This window comes from Dactylosporangium cerinum (genome assembly GCF_042653625.1).
Taxonomy (GTDB): Bacteria; Actinomycetota; Actinomycetes; order Mycobacteriales; family Micromonosporaceae; genus Dactylosporangium; species Dactylosporangium cerinum.
Genome location: NZ_JBHSIU010000010.1, coordinates 471,201 through 489,182, shown reverse-complemented (window position 1 = coordinate 489,182; position 17,982 = coordinate 471,201). Strand labels below are relative to the sequence as shown.

The 17,982-nt window shown below is 72.6% G+C and carries 16 protein-coding genes; 7 read left to right on the top strand and 9 right to left on the bottom strand.

Features of this window, described 5'->3' with window-relative positions:
- Window positions 1-6: 6 nt before the first annotated feature.
- From ACFPIJ_RS08675 to ACFPIJ_RS08645, 7 genes are all read right to left on the bottom strand, one after another.
- Window positions 7-1,128 carry a helix-turn-helix domain-containing protein gene (locus ACFPIJ_RS08675; protein WP_380114145.1) on the bottom strand — a complete coding sequence of 374 codons (1,122 nt, stop codon included), beginning with the start codon at window positions 1,126-1,128 and terminating at the stop codon, window positions 7-9.
- 116 nt (window positions 1,129-1,244) lie between these two features.
- Entirely contained in the window at window positions 1,245-2,039 is a 795-nt protein-coding gene (locus tag ACFPIJ_RS08670; RefSeq protein WP_380114144.1) for an alpha/beta hydrolase, read from the bottom strand.
- Window positions 2,040-2,124: 85 nt separating this feature from the next.
- Entirely contained in the window at window positions 2,125-2,943 is an 819-nt protein-coding gene (locus ACFPIJ_RS08665) for an alpha/beta fold hydrolase (protein WP_380114143.1), read from the bottom strand.
- A 2-nt stretch (window positions 2,944-2,945) separates the two neighbouring features.
- Window positions 2,946-3,773, bottom strand: coding sequence for an alpha/beta fold hydrolase (locus ACFPIJ_RS08660; RefSeq protein WP_380114142.1), 828 nt, complete (start codon window positions 3,771-3,773; stop codon window positions 2,946-2,948).
- A 74-nt stretch (window positions 3,774-3,847) separates the two neighbouring features.
- Window positions 3,848-6,079: a tetratricopeptide repeat protein gene (locus ACFPIJ_RS08655; RefSeq protein WP_380114141.1), complete on the bottom strand. Its 2,232-nt coding sequence runs from the start codon at window positions 6,077-6,079 to the stop codon at window positions 3,848-3,850.
- Between the two features lie 60 nt (window positions 6,080-6,139).
- A complete protein-coding gene (locus tag ACFPIJ_RS08650) occupies window positions 6,140-7,105 on the bottom strand; it encodes a helix-turn-helix domain-containing protein (protein WP_380114140.1) in 966 nt (321 codons plus the stop codon).
- 46 nt (window positions 7,106-7,151) lie between these two features.
- Complete coding sequence (locus ACFPIJ_RS08645) at window positions 7,152-7,940, bottom strand: endonuclease/exonuclease/phosphatase family protein (protein ID WP_380114139.1); 789 nt, start codon at window positions 7,938-7,940, stop codon at window positions 7,152-7,154.
- A gap of 64 nt (window positions 7,941-8,004) precedes the next feature.
- On the opposite strand from ACFPIJ_RS08645, the gene ACFPIJ_RS08640 reads away from it, so the two are divergent.
- The 3 genes from ACFPIJ_RS08640 to ACFPIJ_RS08630 are packed head-to-tail and all read left to right on the top strand — an operon-like array spanning window position 8,005 to window position 9,360.
- Window positions 8,005-8,469 (top strand): hypothetical protein, encoded by a 465-nt coding sequence (locus ACFPIJ_RS08640; protein WP_380114138.1) that lies wholly within the window; start codon window positions 8,005-8,007, stop codon window positions 8,467-8,469.
- Window positions 8,466-8,771: a winged helix-turn-helix domain-containing protein gene (locus tag ACFPIJ_RS08635; RefSeq protein ID WP_380114137.1), complete on the top strand. Its 306-nt coding sequence runs from the start codon at window positions 8,466-8,468 to the stop codon at window positions 8,769-8,771. The genes ACFPIJ_RS08640 and ACFPIJ_RS08635 overlap by 4 nt, the downstream gene beginning before the upstream one ends.
- A 40-nt stretch (window positions 8,772-8,811) precedes the next feature.
- Window positions 8,812-9,360: a hypothetical protein gene (locus tag ACFPIJ_RS08630; protein ID WP_380114136.1), complete on the top strand. Its 549-nt coding sequence runs from the start codon at window positions 8,812-8,814 to the stop codon at window positions 9,358-9,360.
- Window positions 9,361-9,642: 282 nt separating this feature from the next.
- On the opposite strand, the gene ACFPIJ_RS08625 is transcribed toward ACFPIJ_RS08630, so the two are convergent.
- Window positions 9,643-12,345 carry a glycoside hydrolase family 9 protein gene (locus ACFPIJ_RS08625; protein ID WP_380114135.1) on the bottom strand — a complete coding sequence of 901 codons (2,703 nt, stop codon included), beginning with the start codon at window positions 12,343-12,345 and terminating at the stop codon, window positions 9,643-9,645.
- Between the two features lie 139 nt (window positions 12,346-12,484).
- Between ACFPIJ_RS08625 and ACFPIJ_RS08620 the strand changes: the two genes are divergently transcribed.
- Entirely contained in the window at window positions 12,485-13,585 is a 1,101-nt protein-coding gene (locus ACFPIJ_RS08620) for an endonuclease/exonuclease/phosphatase family protein (RefSeq protein WP_380114134.1), read from the top strand.
- Between the two features lie 36 nt (window positions 13,586-13,621).
- On the opposite strand, the gene ACFPIJ_RS08615 is transcribed toward ACFPIJ_RS08620, so the two are convergent.
- Entirely contained in the window at window positions 13,622-14,263 is a 642-nt protein-coding gene (locus tag ACFPIJ_RS08615; RefSeq protein ID WP_380114133.1) for a DUF4328 domain-containing protein, read from the bottom strand.
- A gap of 323 nt (window positions 14,264-14,586) precedes the next feature.
- Here ACFPIJ_RS08615 and ACFPIJ_RS08610 point away from each other — a divergent pair, with 323 nt between their 5' ends.
- Genes ACFPIJ_RS08610 through ACFPIJ_RS08600 form a run of 3 tightly spaced genes read left to right on the top strand, consistent with a single transcriptional unit; the run spans window position 14,587 to window position 17,971 of the window.
- On the top strand, window positions 14,587-15,543 hold the full coding sequence (locus ACFPIJ_RS08610; protein ID WP_380114132.1) for a hypothetical protein: 957 nt from the start codon (window positions 14,587-14,589) through the stop codon (window positions 15,541-15,543).
- Window positions 15,540-16,034 carry a hypothetical protein gene (locus tag ACFPIJ_RS08605; protein WP_380114131.1) on the top strand — a complete coding sequence of 165 codons (495 nt, stop codon included), beginning with the start codon at window positions 15,540-15,542 and terminating at the stop codon, window positions 16,032-16,034. The genes ACFPIJ_RS08610 and ACFPIJ_RS08605 overlap by 4 nt, the downstream gene beginning before the upstream one ends.
- Entirely contained in the window at window positions 16,031-17,971 is a 1,941-nt protein-coding gene (locus ACFPIJ_RS08600) for a DNA recombination protein RecN (RefSeq protein ID WP_380114130.1), read from the top strand. Before ACFPIJ_RS08605 ends, ACFPIJ_RS08600 begins: the two co-directional genes overlap by 4 nt.
- The last annotated feature ends 11 nt before the right edge of the window (window positions 17,972-17,982 follow it).

Below are 17,982 nucleotides of genomic sequence, written 5' to 3'. Positions count from 1 at the left end.
TGACTTCTAACGCAACGCTCTCCCCGGCACGGCGGAGGCCGCGTAGATCCGCACGAGGTCGTGGAACCGGTGCCGGCCGGCGGCGTCGGGCGGCGGGAGCAGACCGGCGTAAACGATTTCTTCGAGCGCTGCCTGCGCCGCCGCGACGGTCACGTCAGCCAGGTCGGCGGCGCGGTGGGCGTCGAAGTCGCGGGTGGGCGCCGCGGCCAGGTCGCGGCTGAGGGCGAGGGCGGGTCCGGACAGCCGGGCGAAGGACGGCGCCAGGGCCGCCTCGACCGACAGGTCGCCGGCCGACAGGGTGGACAGCCGGCGGTCCTCGTCGGCGAGCCGGTCGGCCAGGTGCGCCATGGTCCAGCCGGGCCGGCTGGCGAGCCGGTTCCCGGCGATGCGCAGCGCGAGCGGCAGGTGCCCGCACAGCTCCGCGACGGTGACGGTGGCCCGCGACGCGGCGGTCCCGGTGATCGCCGACAGCAGCGCAACAGCCGCTCCGGTCTCCAGCGGTGGCAGCGGTACGTGCACCGCAGCGCCGGTGTGCGGCAGCGGGCAACGGCTCGTCACCAGCACAGCGGCCCCGTCGGCGAGCGGCAGCAGCGGCGCCAGGTGCCGGTCGTCGGCAACGTCGTCGAGCACGACCAGCCGGCGCGGCACCGTGTCGGAGCTGCCCGCCCGCCGCAGGCGCGAGCTCAGTTCCGGGACGGTGCCGCGGCAGTCCAGGAACAACACGTCGCCGGGGTGCCGGGCCGCCGCGTGGACCGCCAGGGCGGTCTTGCCGACCCCGGGTGGCCCGTGCACAACCACCCGCGCCCCGTCCCGCAGGCAGCGCAGCAGCAGGTCGACCTCGGCCGCGCGGCCGGTGAAGTCCGGCACGTCGCGGGGCAGCACCCCCGAACCGTCCGGCGCCGACCGGACCGCACCGGCCGCCGCGGCCAGGGCGGACCGGTCCGCGGCGCCGAGCCGCAACGCGTCCGCGAGTGCGTCGAGGGTGCGCTGCTGCGCGGCACTCTGCCCGCGCTCCATGTCACTGATCGCGCGGACACTGACGCCGGAGGCGGCGGCCAGCTCACGCAGCGTCGCGCGGGCGGCCTTCCGGTGGGCGCGGATCAGGGCGGCGAGGGAAGGCACAGTCACGTCGTCTCCCGTGGCAGTGGTCGGTCCCTGCAACCCTGCCACCCCGGAAGCGTCCGACGCCTGAGTACGACAACTGCATCTGGGCACTGCAGTCGTCGTACTCAGGCGCGCGGCGGTCATCGGGCGTGCCGCAGCCCCCAGTCCAGCGCGGTGTCGGCGATCTCTTCCCAGCCGGGTTCGGCGCAGGTCCAATGGGAGCGGCCGGGGAACTCGATGTAGTCGGTGATGGTGCCCTCGCCCTTGTAGTGGTGGGCGTTGGACCGGTTCACCGACGGCGGCATGATGTGGTCCGCGCCACCGGCGATGAACAGCAGCGGCGGCCGGTCCGGGTTGTGGAAGTTGACCCACGTCTCCTGGTGGCCGGGCTTGAAGTTGGCGATCAGCCCGTAGGTCCACACCCAGCTGCCGGGCGCGGGGATGGCGTAGCGCTCGTAGGCGGCGTTCGAGTCCGCCTCGGACAATGTGTTGGTGAACGCGTAGTGCCACTGCTCGGCGGTGAACCCGGCCGCCCGGTGCCGCTTCGCGGGGTTGTTGAGGATCGGGAACAGCGACCTGATCTGCGACGGCGGGGTGACCCGGATGCCTTCCGGCGGGGCCGAGTCGATGACCACGCCGGCCGCGCCGTGACCGCGGTCCAGCAGCAGCTGGGTGAGGGTGCCGCCGAACGAGTGCCCGATGATGACCGGCGGCTCCGGCAGCGCGGTGATGATCTTCTCCAGGTGCGCGACCGTCTCCGGGACCGTCGCGGTGGCGATCGGGGTCGGGTCGGCGCGTAACGCCTCCACCTCCACCTCGAAGCCGGGGTACGCCGGGGTGATGACGGTGTGCCCCTTCGACTCGTAGTAGGGCACCCAGTGCTCCCAGCTGCGCGGGGTCACCCACAGCCCGTGGACCAGAACGATCGTGCTCATGCCGCCACCTCCGCTTCGCTCCGGCGTCGGCCTGAGCTCAACCTGCCAAGCTGATTCGCGGCTCCTCCGCTTCGCTCCGGACCGCTCATGCGTCGTGCTCCTTCAGGAACGCGAGCAGGTCGGCGCCGAGCTGCTCCTTGTGGGTGTCGGTGATGCCGTGCGGCGCGCCCGCGTACACGATCAGCTCGGCGCCCTTGATGAGGGCGGCGGAGCGTTTCCCGCCGACGTCGAACGGCACGACCTGGTCTGCGTCGCCGTGGATGACCAGCGTCGGCACGTCGAAGGCGGCGAGGTCGTCGCGGAAGTCGGTGGCCGAGAACGCGGCGACGCACTCGTAGGCGTTGCGGTGCCCGGACGCCATCGACTGCAGCCAGAACGCGTCCTGGATGCCCTGCGACGCGTCACCGCCGAAGAACGGCCCGGCGGCCAGGTCCTTGTAGGTCTGCGACCGGTCGTGCAGCGAACCCGCCCGGATCCCGTCGAACACCTCGATCGGCACACCATCCGGGTTGTCCGGTGTCAGCAGCATGAACGGCGGCACTGCCGACACCAGCGCCGCCTGCGCGACCCTGCCGGTGCCGTGCCGTCCGATGTAGCGGGCCACCTCGCCACCGCCGGTGGAGAACCCGACCAGCGTCGCGTCGCGCAGGTCCAGGGTGTCCAGGAGCGTGGCGAGGTCGTCGGCGTAGGTGTCCATCTCGTTGCCGTGCCAGGTCTGCGTCGACCGGCCGTGCCCGCGCCGGTCGTGCGCGACGACCCGGTAACCGTTTTCGGCCAGGAACAGCGCCTGCGCCTCCCAGCTGTCGGAGTTCAGCGGCCAGCCGTGCGACAGCACGACCGGGCGGCCGCTGCCCCAGTCCTTGTAGAAGATGGACGCGCCATCGGTGGTGGTCACATATGGCATGGTCAGGCTCCCTTGCAGGTGGTGCGGGCGGCGAGGGCGATCAGGTCAGCGGTGACCCGCGGCTGGGAGATCATGGCGACGTGCGAGGCGCGGATCTCCACGGTCCGCGCGCCGGCCCGCTGCGCCATGAACCGCTGCGCGGCGGCCGGGATGAGGTTGTCGTCGCGGGCGATCAGGTACCAGGACGGCACGGACCGCCACGCCGGCGGGCCGGACGGCTGCTGCAGCGTGCCCACCTCGCCGGGACGCTGCGTGGCCCACATGAGCTGGGTCGTGGCCGCCGGCAGGTCGCCGGCGAACACCTCCCGGAACACGTCGGCCTTCACGTAACCGTCGACGCCGCCGGGGAACGGGCGGAAGTCCAGCTGCGGCTGGCCGAGCTTCGTGCCGGGGAACTTCGTCTGCAGGTCGTAGACGGTGTCACCGGCGTCGGGCGCGAACGCCGCGACGTAGACGAGCGCCTTGATGTTGGGGTTGCCGGTCGCCGCGTTGGTGATGACGACGCCGCCGTAGGAGTGCCCGACCAGCACGATCGGGCCGGGCACGGTGGCCAGGACGGCGGCGAGGTAGGCGGCGTCGGACGTGACGGCGCGCAGCGGGTTCGCCGGTGCGAGCACCGGGTAGCCGTCGCGGGCGAGCCGGCGGATCACCTCGTTCCAGCCGGACGCGTCGGCGAACGCCCCGTGCACCAGCACGATCGTGGGCCTGGCGCCCTGCGCCGCCGAAGTGGTCTGCGCCGCCGCTGGGCCGGCGGCCGCGGTGGTGAGGACGCCGGCGGCGACCGCGGCCGCCGATCCGGCCAGCACTGTTCGTCGGGGTATGTGGGACATCGTTCCTCCGGAAACTGTCGATCAGGTCGTGACCTCATGCAACCAGCGGCGGATCCGGCGAACCATGCGGAAGATTAGGCAGAACTCAGCGCCGCCAGCCCGGCCCGGGCACGCTGCAGCCAGCGGGCCAGGTTGCCGCGATCCTCCAGCAGCTGCGTGGCCGCGCCGAGCGCGTCGCGTGCGGTGGCGGTGTCTCCGAGCGCCGCGCACGCCTCGCCGTACGCGACCTGCACCTGACCGGTGATGCTCGGCTCCCCGAACGTCTCGGCCAGCGGCAGGGCCGCCCGCGCGGCTTCGACGGTTTCCGGCCAGCGACCGGCGTCGGCGTACGTCGTGCTCAGGTGGACCCACGCGGTCAGCCGCGCGATCTGCGCCGGCGCGGCGGCGAGCGGGCGCCGGTCCAGCTCGGTCAGGGCCGCCCGGAGCTGCGCGACGGCGGCGTCGGATCGGCCCGCGTCCCGCAGGCACAGGCCGACGGAAATCATGGTCTGCACGTACATGTCGTCGTCGCCGGCCTCATCGGCGAGCGCAAGTGAACGCTCCAGCATTGCGATCGCCTCGTCGTGGCGACCGGCGTGGCGGACCGGGTCGGCGGCGTAGGCCAGGGCGTTCGCCTGTTCCTTGACGTCGCCGAGTTCGACCGCCATCCGATAGGCGTCCATGGCGATTGCGGCGCTCTCCTCGTAGCGGGCGTCGCACGTGCCGTACGCCCAGGCCAGGTAGTTGATGTGGGTGACCTCCTGGTGGCGGTCGGGCAGCAGCGCCGCCGACTCCCGCGACAGGGTGTAGACGACCCGCCACGGTTCGACGCTGTACGTGCGGTCGGAGTACCAGTGCAGCGCCTCCGCGACGTCGACGACCCGCTGGTGCGCGCCGCCGGCCGCGGCCCCGCGCATCGCCTCGACCCAGCCGTCGAACTCCACCTGCAGCCACGTCTGCGCCAGCTCGGCCGTGTCGAGCGGGACCGGCCCGGACCACGCGTCGGGCGGCCCGCCATACGCCGGCTCGAACCAGCGGCCGGCCGCGATCGCGGTGTCCAGGTACCAGTCGCGCAGGCGCCGGGCGGTGTCGCCGCTGACCTCCGCGGGCTCCTCGGTGCGCAGCCGGTCGGTGGCGAACAACCGGATCAGGTCGTGGAAGCGGTACCGTTCCGCGCCCTCCGGCTGCAGCAGCCCCAGGTCGAGCAGCTCCTCCAGCTGGTCCTCGGCGGTGAACACGTCGCACCCGGCCAGGACCGCGGCGGCCGCGGGGGCGAACGAAACCGTCGGCACCTGCGCGAGCCGCCGGAACGTGGTCCGGGCGGGCCCGGCGAGCTGCGCGTAGGACACGGCGAACGCGGCCTCGACGCCGCTGCCGGATGCGCTGAGCGTGGCCAGCCGGCGGTTCGCGTCGGACAGCTCGGCGACCAGGTCGGCCATCGAACCGCGGCCGGCCAGCCGGGTCCCGGCGATGTGCAACGCGAGCGGGAGGTGCCCGCACAACTGGGCGAGGGTGGCGGTGGCTTCCGCCGTACCCCCGCCACCGCCGACGGACTCCAACAGCGCCGCCGATTCCTCCGGCCGCAGCGAGGCGATCGGGTGGCGCCGCACCGCTTCCAACCCGCCCAGCGCCCGCCGGCTGGTGACCAGCACACAGTTGGCGCCGCCGCCGGGAAGCAGCCCGCGGACCTGCGCCTCGCCGCCGGCGTTGTCGAGGATGAGCAGGCACCGGCGCCCCGCGAGGAGGGCCCGCAGCTGCCCGGCCCGCTCGTCCTCGTCGCGGGCGACCTGCCGGGAGTGCACCCCGAGGGCCTTGAGCAGCACTGTCAGGGCGTCGCCGGTGGTGACCGGCTCGGGTTCGGTACCCCGCAGGTCCAGGTAGTAGCAGCCGTCGGGGAACCGGTCGCGGTGCTGCTCGGCGACCCGGATGGCCAGGGCCGTCTTGCCGACGCCGGGCGGCCCGTACAGGACGGTCACCTTCGCTGAGCCGGCCGCGACCCGCCGGCCGATGACGGCCAGTTCGGCGTCCCGCCCGACGAAGTGCACGCTGCGCCGGGGCAGCTCGCAGCTGCGCGGCCGACCGGCGGTGACGGTCGTCTCGCGGCCGGAACGGCCCAGCTCGGTGAACGCCTCCGTGTCGGCGGGGGCGAGGCCGAGCCCGGCGGCGAGCGCGGCGACGGTCCTGGGCTGGGGTGCCCGGCTGCGGCCCCGTTCGGTGTCGCTGATCGCGCGGACGCTGACCCCCGACGCCTCGGCCAGGGCCTCGATGGTCAGCCCGGCCCGCACCCGCAGGTCCCGGAGCCGCGGCCCGAACTCGCTGCGCTGCACGGCACCGACGCTATCGACGCCCGGGCGGGCGGCCTCGGCTGTCGGCGCAGGATCATCGGCTCACAGTGCACGGGCATCGGCGCCGGAGCGCCGCCACTGGCTGGGCAGCATCCCGTAGCGGGCCTTGAACCGGCGGGTGAAGTGCGTCGCGTCGCGGAACCCCCACCGCCAGGCGATGGCGGCGACCGACCGGTGCCGGCTCTGCGGCAGCAGCAGCTCGTGCCGCGCCCCCTGCAGCCGCTCCGCGATGATCCACTGTTCCAGGCTGAGCTCGGCGTCGGCGCAGACCTGATACAGGTGCCGCAGCGACACGTTGTGCGCGGCCGCGATCATCGCCGGGTTCAGGTCCGGGTCGGCGAGGTGCTGGCGGGCGAACGCCCGGACCCGCGTGAGCAGCGTCTCGGCGAGGACCTCGCGGGTGTTGCGCTCGGCCCGGCCGGCCGAGGCCAGCAGCGCCCGGACCAGGTCGACGCTCGCCGTGGCGACGGCGCTCGCGGCGGGGTCCGCGACGATGCGCGCCGGGTCCTGCGTCAGGTGCGCGATGTGGTCGGTGACGAGCCGGCAGAACGGGCTGGTGTGGATCTGCGGGGCCGCCCGCCGCACCACGTCCACCGGGAGACCGAGCTGGTCGAACGGGATCTGGATGCACCCCGCGGCACCGTCCCCGGACCACGAGTAGTCGTAGGCGCCGGACAGGTCGACCGCCAGCAGCTCACCGGACGGCACCACCCGCTGCTGCCGCCGCTGCTCGAACCGCCCCTGCGACCGCAGCTGCACCGACAGCGCGATGACCGGCATCGCGTCCTGTTTGGCCAGCTTGTCCGTGCGCAGCAGCCGGATCCCGGAGGAGCGGTGCGTGAAGATGGTGGCGTTGCCGAGGCCCCACACCTCCATCCGGGCGTGCACCGGCCCGGCCGGGTCCTCGTGGATGACGTGGCAGGGCGCGGAGGCGTACATCATGGCGGTGTGGACCGCTTCCACCCGTTCCGGTGGGGCCAGGTCCGCTGTGTCCAGGACGTATGCCACGGCGCCTCCTCTGCTGTGTGACCAGCCCAGTGTGCACAGGGGCCGGCTACGCGGGTCCGGGCGCCTCGAACGACAGGTCGGCCTCGATGCCGTAGTGGTCGGAGAGGAACAGGTCACGGCCGTCGGCGACGCGGACCGCGTCCTGCAGGACGGTGCGCGCCCGCGCGGTCACCGGCCGGTCCGGGGCCGGGCGGAGCAGGACCTGGTCGAGGGCCGGCGGCAACGGCCACCGCGGCGTCGGCCGATACGTCGTGGACGTGTCGCCGGCGAGGACGTCGCGCAGCCCGGCCGCGGCGGCGAACCGGGTGAACACCGGCGAGTCCCGGGGCACGTTGAAGTCCCCGACGACGACCGCGGGCAGCGCCGGTTCGAAGCCGGTGATGAGCCGCGCCAGGCAGTCCAGTTCGCCGCGGATGATGGCGGTGTACCGGTTGCCCTCCGACCAGTCGTCGTCGCGGTTGGCGGACAGGTGGGTGTTGACGACCGCGAGGGGTCCCGCCGGGGTGTCCACGACGGCGAGCTGCGCGCCCTTGCGCATGAGCAGCTCGGTGCGCAGCGGCCGGGTCATGGGGAACCGCGCGAACCGGTGCCGCCGGATCGGCCACGTCGACATCAGCAGCAGGCCGCCGGCGAGCAGGGTCAGGCCGGTGCCGGCCCGGTTCTGGTAGCCGGGCGTGACCCGGCGCAGCAGCCGCGCGCTGCCGCGGTGCAGCACCTCCTGCAGGCACACGATGTCGTAGCCGGACCGCTCCAGCACCGGGCCGAGCGCGCGCAGCCGGGCCGGGACGTCGTCGCGGATGAGCGCGTTGAGGGTGAGCAGCCGCACCTCGGTCATCGGGGTATTCCACCACCTCGCCCTTACTTGCACTACTGGAAAGTGATCGCCTATGGTTTCCAATATGGAAAGTGATGAGGTCCGGGAGCAGTTGGCGCTCGTACAGCGGGCGGAGGCCGCGCCGTACATCGACTACCCGCCGACGCCGTGGTGGTACTCCCCCGCGATCGGCGCGTGGGTGGCGGGCATGATCGGCGCCTTCACCTGGTGGCGGTCGGACGCCGTGCTGTTCCTCGGGACCCTCGCCGCGCTGATCGCGCTGGAGCTGGTGTTCCTGACCTGGATGCGCCGCCGGCACGGCGCCCTGCCGATGCCCGGACGCGGCACCCCGCCGCACGAGATCACGGCCGCCTGGCGCGGCTACGCGGTCGCGCTGCCGGTCGTCGCCCTCGCCGTCGCGCTCACCTGGTGGCTGGCCGGGGTCCCGATCGCGGCCGGCGTCGCGTTCGTGCTCGTCACCGCCGGGCTCGCGGTCTACGAGCGGCGCTACGCGGCAGCGGCCGCGAAGGTCAGGTCCCGGCTCGCATGATCGACGGCATCGACCCGGTCATCCACGTGCCGAAGCGCCTCGCCGCGATGGCGATCCTGGCCAACGCCCCGTCCGCTTCGTTCCGGTTCCTCCGCGATCATCTCCAGATCAGCGAGTCCGACCTGTCGAAGCAGATGGCGACCCTCGAGGCCGCCGGCTACGTGCAGGCGACGAAGGCCGGGCACGGGCGCGGCGGCAGCACCACGTTCCGGATGACGCCCGCCGGCGAGTCCGCGTACCGGACGCACTGCGCGGCGCTGCGTGCCCTGCTCGACGGGCCCGGCCCCACCCAGGACCTGTAGTCTGTGCCGCCGGCGGATCACGGGGCGGGGAACGGGCAGCATGGACGAGATGTTCTGGGAGCGGGTCGCGCAGCGACGGGCCCGTAGCGCCGCCCGGCCACGGTGGCAGAAGGTGCTGATCGCCCTCGCGCCCCCGGTGCTCGTGCTGGCCTGCTACGCGAACTTCCGGGCCGGCGCCACCCCGGCCGCGCAGAAACCGGCCGCCGTCCAGTCGGCCTGCGGCTACGTCGAACCGTCCGCGGTCTCGGCCCTCTTCGACGCACCCGACGCCTCGCTCGGCGAGACCCCGCCCCAGCGCCAGGCCGCGACGACGGTGCACACCTGCGTGATCACGGCGCCGTCCGGGCTGCGGCTGCAACTGGACCTCGCCGTGCGGCAGGGCGCCGTCAACGACGACGCCCTGCTGGCGATGGCTCTGACGCACCAGACGGTCTATCAGGCCGAGGGCGTCGACGGGGTGCTCACCGCGGCGAAGCGGTCCGGCAACGTCACCTACGTCGTGACGCTCACCGGCTCAACGGCCGGCACGACACCACTGCCCGAGGACAAGCTCATCACCCTGTCGGACCTGGTCACCGGCAACCTCTAGACGCACCGGCGCCTCAGGTGCCCGGCAGGCTCTGGACGTAGGTGTTCCAGTAAATGGGAGGGGTCAGCGGCCAGCACGGCGCCAGGTCGACGCCGGTGTGGCTGTCGCCGAACTTCGAGACCGTGTGCAGGCAGAGGGGAACTGGTTTCGACGGCGTAGATATTCATCGGACCCTTGCCGAAAGCTTGTCGTCCAGCTCGGAGGGCGTTGTCGGACCAGCTCGGGAAAGCTGCGGTTCCCGCGACGCCGGCCGCCGCTGACGACGGCCGGCGTCACACGGGGTCAGGTGCAGGTGGTGCCGTTGACGGTGAACACCGCCGGGTTTGCGTTGGTGCCGGTGTACGAGCCGTTGAAGCCGAGGCTGACGGTGCCGCCGGCGGGGACCGCGCCGTTCCAGGTCTCATTGGTGACGGTCACCGTCGAACCCGTCTGCGACCAGCGGCCCGACCAGCCCTGCGTGACGCGCTGGTTGCCGGGGAACGTGAACGCCAGCGTCCACGAGGTCCACGCGGTCGTCCCGCCGTTGGTGATGGTGACGCTGCCGGTGAACCCGGTGTCCCAACCGTTCGTCGAGTACGCGACCCGGCAGCCGCCCGCGTTGGCCGGCAAGGTCCGCGCCGTGGCCGCGGCGGAGAACCCGGAGAACTGCCCAGCGGTGTCCTTGGCGCGGACCATGAGCACGTAATCGGTTGCGGGGGTCAGCCCGGTCAGCGTGATCGACGGCCCGGTGCTGCTGGCGAGGATCGACAACGCGTCGCCCTGCTGGCGGACGACCTCGTAGCCGGCGACGCCGTGGTCGTCGGTGGCGGCGGGCCACGTCAACGTCAGGCCGGTGGCCGTCACCGCCGACGCGACCGGGGTCCCGGGCGCCGACGGGCGGTTGTCCGCGGGCGGGTCGGCGGTGGTGACCGTGACCGGCGCCGACGCGGCGGACGTGAGCCCGGCGCCGTTGCGGGCGGCCACCGTGAACGTGTACGCGGTCGCGGCCGTCAACCCGGTCAGTGACGCCGACGCGGTGGTGGGCGTCGCGACGACCGTCGACGTGCCCCCGGACACGCGCCGAACCTCGTAACCGGTGACGCCGCTCTCCGCGTCCGTGGACGCCGCCCAGGTCAGCCGCAGCGTGGTCGCGGCCACGTCGGAGGCGACCGGGGTGCCCGGGACGCTCGGCGCGGTCGTGTCCTGCGGCGGGACCGTGCCGGTGTGCTCGGCGGCCCAGCTCGCCAGCGAGGCGAGGGCCGAGTTCCAGTTGACCGCGACCTCGTTCACCGAGTACGCGCCGATGTCGTCGACGAAACACTTCTGCGCCTTGCAGCCGGCCAGCTGCGCCTGCGCGACCGGGTCCTGCAGGCCGCTGTTCGGGCCGCCGGACAGCGACCCGGGCGGCGCGGTCGGCAGCGACGCGTCGGACTGGTTGGCCCAGAACCGGTGGTGCACGTTGCGGACCGCCTTCTCGCCGTAGCCGGCGATGTAGGACTGGTTCAGCGGGTTGCGGCCCAGCAGGTAGTCGAGGGCCTGGAACGCGCCGGTGCGGTACTTGGCGAGCCCGGTGAAGTCGTGGGCGAGGCCGAGCACCGCCGCGTTGTTGGCGATCTGCCCGTCGGAGCCCCAGTTGTACGTGGTGCCGCCGTTCGGCGCCGGGTAGCCCTGCCCCGCCATCTGGCTCAGCAGCCCGTCGGCGAACGACGCGAACTTCGCCCGGGTCGCGGCGACGTCCGCGGCCGGCAGGTCGTTCGGGATCAGCGCGAGCGTGGTGTCACCGAGGCCCGCGACCCAGCCCCAGTCGTAGCCGCGCTGGTTGAAGCCGGCACCCTTGTACAGCGCCGAGCCGGTCACGTCGGCGCGGTAGGACGCGGTCCCGGTCGTCGTGTACAGCTCCGCCGCCGCCCAGTAGAACTCGTCGGTGACGACCGCGTCGTCGTACGCGCCGCCGCCGGTGCTGTCGCTGCCGCTGGCGAGCCGGTTCGGGTTCGCCTTCGCCGCCGCGTACGCCTTCTGCGCCGCGGTGAGCGCGCGGGCGGAGAACGCCGGGTCGATGGTGCGCCAGATCCGGGCCGCCTGCGCGGCGACGGCGGCGACGTTGAGCGTCGCGGCGGTGCTCACCGGCGACAGCAGCCGCCGCTGCGGGTCGGCCTCCGGGCGCATCGGCAGCCCGGTCCAGTTCTCGTCATGGATCTTGTGGTGGACCATGCCCGCGTCGGTGCGCCCGTCCGGCACCTGCATCCGCAGCAGGAACTCGACCTCCCAGCGGGCCTCGTCCAGCACGTCGGGCACGCCGTTGGCGCGCTCCGGGATGGCGAGGGTGCCGTCGCCGAGCGCCGCCCGGTCGGTGCTGCGCTCATACAGGTTCAGCAGCTGCCACGCGGCGATGCCGCCGTTGACGACGTACTTGCCCTGGTCGCCGGCGTCGTACCAGCCGCCGCGCACGTCGAGGGAGTACCCGCAGGAGGTGCGGCACGGCACCGAGGTGTCACCCTGGTTCGGCGCGACGCCGACGTGCCCGGCGGGGCGGGCGTAGCGGCTGCCGACGTACTGCGACTCGATCGCGATGCCGCTGCGCTGGTGGTAGAAGAACGCCAGGGAGTCGTACCGCAGCTGCTTCACCGGCGCGGCGGAGATGTCGAACGGGTAGCTGTCCGCCCCACCGGCCGACAGCACGTAACCGTTGCCGGGCGTGTCGTAGGCGGAGAAGTCCACCACGTGCACACTGTCACCGGACAGGGCATCGGCGCCCTTCACCGTCGTCTGTCCAGCTGCGACGGTCGCACCGGCACTGTTGCGCAACGTCCACCCGATCGGCGCGCTGGCCGAACTGACGACGGTCGCCTGCTTCGGCAACCCCGGCACGTAGGCGACCTGGTTGACCTTGACCGGCGATCCGGGGTCCGGCGCGGCGACTGCCGGCGGCACGGCCGAGGCGGGCCCCAGGGCCAACCCCAGCAGTGCGCCGGCGGCGGCGATCGCCACGGTTCGGCGTGAGCTCATCGACATTTCCTCCTGCGGCAAAGGTGCCGGCACTGGCGGGCGCCGGCGTGCCGGACCGTAGGCGGACCCTCGACACGCTGTAAAGCGCACTCGACGTCACGGACCCGTCAGCGTGCGCCGGCCATGTAACTTACGGCGCATGCGGCTCGCGACCTTCAACGTCGAGAACCTGTTCAACCGGGCCAAGGCCCTCGATCAGCGCACCTGGGCGCTCGGGCGGCCGATCCTGGAGGCGTTCCAGCGGGTGTGCGAGCTGCTCGAGGAGCCGGTGTACACCGACGAGGTCAAGCACGACATCCTGCGCGAGCTGAACCGGCTGGGGCTGCGCAACGGCGACACCGCGAAGTTCGCGCGGCTGCGGCAGAACCGGGGGCGCCTCCTGGTGCGCCGGCGCACCGGGCGGGTCGAGGTCGTCGCCGGCGGGCGGGCCGACTGGATCGGCTGGGTGGAGCTGACCACCGACCGGGTCGACGAGCTGGCGCTGCTGAACACCGCCCGGGTCATCCTCGACGTCGGTGCCGACATCCTCGGCGTCATCGAGGCGGAGAGCCGCCTGGCGTTGAAACGGTTCGCCGACGGCGGTCTCAACGGCGTCTACGAGCACTTCATGGTGGTCGACGGCAACGACGAGCGCGGCATCGACGTCGGCGTCATGTCCACTGTGGACTACCCGCCGGTCGGGCAGCGGACCCATGTCGACGACACCGACGAGCACGGCCGGATCTTCAGCCGCGACTGCCCCGAGTATCACTTCCGGCTCCCCGGCGGGCAGACCCTCGTCGTCCTGGTCAACCACCTCAAGAGCAAGGGCTACGGCGGGAAGGTCGCCTCCGACGCGCGCCGCCGCCGGCAGGCCGCCCGGGTGGCGGACATCTACCGGGCCCAGGACACCCCGCTGGTCGCCGTCGTCGGCGACCTCAACGACACCCCCGCCAGCGATCCCCTGGCCCCACTGCTGCGCGACACCGACCTGCGCGACATCAGCACCCACCCGGGCTTCGACGACGGCGGACGGCCCGGCACGTACGGGTACTGCACGGCCCCGAACAAGCTGGACTACGTGCTGCTGTCCCCCGCCCTGTTCGCCGCCGCGACGGGCGGCGGCATCCTGCGCAAGGGCGTGTGGGGCGGCCGCCGCGGCGCGCTGTGGCCGATCTACGAGACGATGACGAAGCCGGTCCACGCGGGCTCCGACCACGCCGCCATCTACGCCGACATCGACCTGACCCGAATCCCCTGACCGGCACAGCGTTCCTGGCACCGCTCGACGGCTGGGTCATCCAGCAGCCTGGTTGTCCTGCCACACCGATACGCGTCGCACGATGATGCCGCCGAGGATCGCGGCCAGGACGCCGGCGCCACCGGTGATCACAGCAAGGAACGCCGGGGTGTACACGGTGGTCACGGTCGTGTCTGCCCCCGCGGGGACGTACACGGTCGTGTCGGTGACGCTGATGAAGGTGACCAACAGCGCCATCCACCACGTGCTGACGAGCTGGACCGAGGACCACGCCCGCTCCGGGTAGCTGCGCCGGTAGACCTCCTTGACCACCTGACCGGGCACGACGAGGTTCGCCACGGGGACGAACCAGCCGGCGATCACCCAGGCCTTGTGCCACTCGAGGGGGTTGTTGCGCCGGCCGAAGTTGTCGTGGGCACGGTAGAGCCAGACGATGAACACGGTCAGGCTGAGCACCCGGGCGACGGTGACGGCCTGCAGACCCAGCTCGCCCTCGATGGACCAGCCGAAGCTGAACGCGGTCCGTTGCGCGACGATCCTGCCGGTGACGTCCGGCGGGCCGAGCAGGTTCCGGACGGCGAAGAAGGCATGCGCGAGACCGGCTATCGACAGTGCGGCGACGGTCACCCAACTGAGCGCCTGCAACCGGTGGCTTGCGGCGGTACGCGTCTCGCTCATGCGCTCTCCCTCGGCCGCCGTAGGGCGGGGTATCGACCACCGCTGTTTCGGCGGCCACCGGTATCTTTCCGGGACGCCGTCCCGGGCAGGAAGGGACAGCAGTCCCGCGGGCACCGGGACGTTCGTTGCGGTTCTGTGGGCCACGGTTGTCCTCAAACTCGTCGCGGTGACCGGAGCTCCTCACCCGTTCGGGCGACCAACAACCGGTGAAAGATCTGCGAACAACGCGCTCTTGGTAGCGGATCTATTGCTTTGCGTGACAACCTTGAAGTCGCGAAGATCAATGGGGGTCACCGACGCTGCGGCACGAGGAAGGAGGGGAGATGAGCGCGACCGCGGCCGCGATGAGCCTTGCCTCCGGTGAGCCTCCGATCAACTTCGCGGCGCACCAGCTGCGGGCCGGCAACATCGCCGGGGCGCGCGACGACTTCGAGCAGATGCTGGCGATGCTGCTCGCGGCGATCTATCCGGGTGCCCGGGCGATCACCGCCAACCCCGGCGACTGGGGTATCGACATCCTGCTCGGTGAGCTGTCGGGGCTCGTCATCATCTGGCAGTCGAAGTACTTCTGGCCCGTGGTCGGCCGTTCGCAGCAGGGGCAGATCCGCGAGTCGTTCGACTCCGCCGTCGCCGCGGCCGCCCGCAACGGGTACCGGCTGAGCCAGTGGGTGCTGTGCGTCCCGGCGAGCATGGACGCGCAGACCGCGCAGTGGTGGGACAACTGGCGGGCCCGGCGGCAGCGCGAGACCGGCGTCGCGATCGAGCTGTGGCACGAGAACGTGTTGCGCAACCATCTCGTCCGGCCGGACTGCGCGCACGTGCGGCGGCACTTCTACGACCCGTACGTGCCGGCGCAGGTGCAGCGGGTGCCGGTGCGGGACCTCGCCGAGGACGACGCGGCGGCGCTGGACGAGGCGCTGTTCGTGCGGCAGCTGCGGGCGGCCGGGCACACCGAGGTCGGCGCGGCGAAGCGGGAGTACTTCAACGCCGATCTGCTCGCACGGGAGGTCCTCGACAAGCGCATCCCGGTCGAGGTCGCGGCGCTGAGCGAGGCCGACGGTGTCGTGCACGGCATCTGGGAGGCGCGGTTCAACGCGATGACCGTCGCCGCAGACCCGCGCCTGCCCGGGTTGCACGCCGACGTGATGCGGGAGATCCGCGAGTCCGGGGTGTTCCCGGCGCCGCTGCGGGCCGGTCCGGTGCACCGGTGCGGGCTGATGCACCGCGTGGTGGAGGACCGGCGGGCCGGCTGGGTCAGGCACTGGCGGGAGGTCGCATGACACCCGATGACGTCGCGGTGTTCCGGCAGGCGCGGCTGCTGCTGGCGCTGCAGTGCGCCGGGGAGCCCCTGGACGCCGAACATCTGGGCGTCTACGACTTCCTCACCGCGCACCCGTTGCTGCTGGCCAGGGACGAGGACGACCCCGACCGCACCGCGCTGCGCCTCGCCGGGTTCGACGACCGGGCCATCGGCTACGCCAGCCCGGCGCAGCGGTTCGTCACCGCGCAACTGCACCTGTCCGGCGACCTCGCCGCGCTGGTGGGTCGCGGACTGGTCCGGGTCACGGCCACCGGCCGGGTGACCTATCAGCTGACCCCGGAGGGCGTGAGCATGGCCGCTCGATTCACTGCGATGTACGCTCAGCAGTACCGCACAGCGGCGCGCATCATCGTCCGCCGCCTCCGGCGCCTGAGCACGCGGAGGCTGCGCGAGGGCCTGCGACGGTGGCTCGTTCCGGCTCCTTCGTCCGCGCTGAAGGACCTGACATGATCGGTTTGCGAGCACACGGCATCCGGCTCAGGCGGCTGCGCCTGCACAGCGGCGACCGGACCTATGACGTGGACTTCCGGGCCCCCGACGACGCGCCGCGCCCGCTGTCCGTGCTCGCCGGGGCGTTCAGCACCGGCAAGACCACGATCCTCGAGTTCGTCGACTACTGCCTCGGCGCCTCCGACCATCCGCGCCACCCGGAGATCATGCCGAAGGTGCGGGCCGCCACGCTCGAGGTCGAGCTGTCCGGCTCGCCGTATCTCATCGAGCGGGCGGTCGGCGAGCCGTCGATGTATGCCTATGTCCGGGCCGGCCGCCTCGACGAGCCGGGCGCCACCCCACCGGTACGCCGGCCGCTGCGACCGGCAAGTCACCCGGAGAGCCTGTCCACCCTGCTGCTGTCGCACTGCAAACTCGAGGGCGTCCGGCTGCGCGACACCCTGCATCAGCACCAGCCCGACGGGGTGGACACCGACCCGTTGAGCTTCCGGGACCTGATGTGGCTGTGCTTCCTGCCCAACGAACGCCTCGACGACAAGGACCTGTTGTTCCGCAGCGTGCCGATGAAGCACCTGAAGCTGCGGCAGGTCGTCGACGTGGTCTTCGACGTCCACGACGACCATTCCGTGGAGATCGGCCGGCGGATCCGTGCCGTGGAGTCCGAGCTGTCCGCGGCCCGGACGGCGTACCGGGCGGCGGAGCAGATCGTCGACGAGCAGCACGCCGGCGACCGGGAGCACCTGGAAGCCCTGCACCGCACCGCGAAGGACGAGCTCGCCGCGTGTGCCCAGGCGCTCGCCGCGCTGGACGCGCAGGCCCGCGCGGACACCATGTTCGCCGACGACCTGCGCGAACGGCACCGCAGTGCGGCCGTGGCGGCCCGCCACGCGGCGACCGAACTGCGGGACCGGGAGACACAGCTGCCGCGGATGCTGACCCTGCACGGCAGCTACGCCGATGACGTCGCCAAGTGGACGATGCTGGCCGAGGCCGACCATCTCTTCGAGCCGATGCGGGTGTCCGCGTGCCCGTCGTGCCTGGCGCCCCTCGCCGGTGGGGAGGATCGGTGCCCCGCCTGCCTGTTGCCGATCACCGACGGCGGTTCCGTCGACGTGACCGCCGAGCTGCGCTCCGCCAAGACCCGCCTGGCCGAGCTCAACCGCTACCTGGAGGAGCTGCAGGACGAGTTGCCGCGGCTGCGGGACGTGGCGGTGCGTGCACAGGAGGCGGAGGCCCGCGCCGCCGCCGAGGTCGACGAGGCGACGGCGCACACGATCACGCCGTTCCTCGCGCAGCGCGACGCCCTCGCCCGGCGGCGCGAGGAGGCGGCCGCGACCCTGCAGCGGGCGCTGAGCGGGCTGCGGCTCGTGCAGAGCCTGGAGCGGCGCGCGGCCGGCATCCTGCACCAGATGGACCAGGTCGCCGCCTACCGCGAGGAACTCGCCGCCGCGGGCCCGCAGGCGCGCCGCGCGGACCGCACCGCCGTGGTGCGCCGCGTCAGCGCACGGTACAGCGAAATCCTGCGGGAGTGGCGATACCCGAAGCTCGCCGACGCCTACCTCGCCGAGGATCTGACCCCGTACATGCGGGGCGAGCCCTACACGGCCGCGTCCTCCGGCGGGCGGACCCTGATCGCGCTCGCGTGGCAGCTCGCCCTGTTCGAGATCGCGTGGGAGTCCCGCTCGTCGCACCCGGGGTTCCTGATGCTGGACAGCCCGCAGAAGAACCTCGGCGTCGCCGGCGATCTCGCGGACAGCCTCACCATCGAACGCATCTACCGGCACCTGGAGCAGTGGCTCGCCGGTCGGGGCGTCGGCGCGCAGATCGTCGTGGCCGACAACGCTCCCCCACCGGCGGCCGCGGACGACGTGGTGGTGCGGTTTTCCCGGCGGCCGGAACAGCCGCCGTACGGCCTCATCGACGACGAGACCAGCTGAGCCGGCCTTTC

Excerpts from the sequence above, each read along its gene's own strand:
- ACFPIJ_RS08640 (WP_380114138.1), top strand. The coding sequence starts at position 8,005 with ATGGAAAGTGATGAGGTCCGGGAGCAGTTGGCGCTCGTACAGCGGGCG.
- ACFPIJ_RS08670 (WP_380114144.1), bottom strand. The coding sequence starts at position 2,039 with ATGAGCACGATCGTTCTGGTCCACGGGCTGTGGGTGACCCCGCGCAGC.
- ACFPIJ_RS08665 (WP_380114143.1), bottom strand. The coding sequence starts at position 2,943 with ATGCCATATGTGACCACCACCGATGGCGCGTCCATCTTCTACAAGGAC.
- ACFPIJ_RS08630 (WP_380114136.1), top strand. The coding sequence starts at position 8,812 with ATGGACGAGATGTTCTGGGAGCGGGTCGCGCAGCGACGGGCCCGTAGC.
- ACFPIJ_RS08635 (WP_380114137.1), top strand. The coding sequence starts at position 8,466 with ATGATCGACGGCATCGACCCGGTCATCCACGTGCCGAAGCGCCTCGCC.
- ACFPIJ_RS08610 (WP_380114132.1), top strand. The coding sequence starts at position 14,587 with ATGAGCGCGACCGCGGCCGCGATGAGCCTTGCCTCCGGTGAGCCTCCG.
- ACFPIJ_RS08620 (WP_380114134.1), top strand. The coding sequence starts at position 12,485 with ATGCGGCTCGCGACCTTCAACGTCGAGAACCTGTTCAACCGGGCCAAG.
- ACFPIJ_RS08615 (WP_380114133.1), bottom strand. The coding sequence starts at position 14,263 with ATGAGCGAGACGCGTACCGCCGCAAGCCACCGGTTGCAGGCGCTCAGT.
- ACFPIJ_RS08605 (WP_380114131.1), top strand. The coding sequence starts at position 15,540 with ATGACACCCGATGACGTCGCGGTGTTCCGGCAGGCGCGGCTGCTGCTG.
- ACFPIJ_RS08625 (WP_380114135.1), bottom strand. The coding sequence starts at position 12,345 with ATGAGCTCACGCCGAACCGTGGCGATCGCCGCCGCCGGCGCACTGCTG.
- ACFPIJ_RS08600 (WP_380114130.1), top strand. The coding sequence starts at position 16,031 with ATGATCGGTTTGCGAGCACACGGCATCCGGCTCAGGCGGCTGCGCCTG.
- ACFPIJ_RS08660 (WP_380114142.1), bottom strand. The coding sequence starts at position 3,773 with ATGTCCCACATACCCCGACGAACAGTGCTGGCCGGATCGGCGGCCGCG.
- ACFPIJ_RS08645 (WP_380114139.1), bottom strand. The coding sequence starts at position 7,940 with ATGACCGAGGTGCGGCTGCTCACCCTCAACGCGCTCATCCGCGACGAC.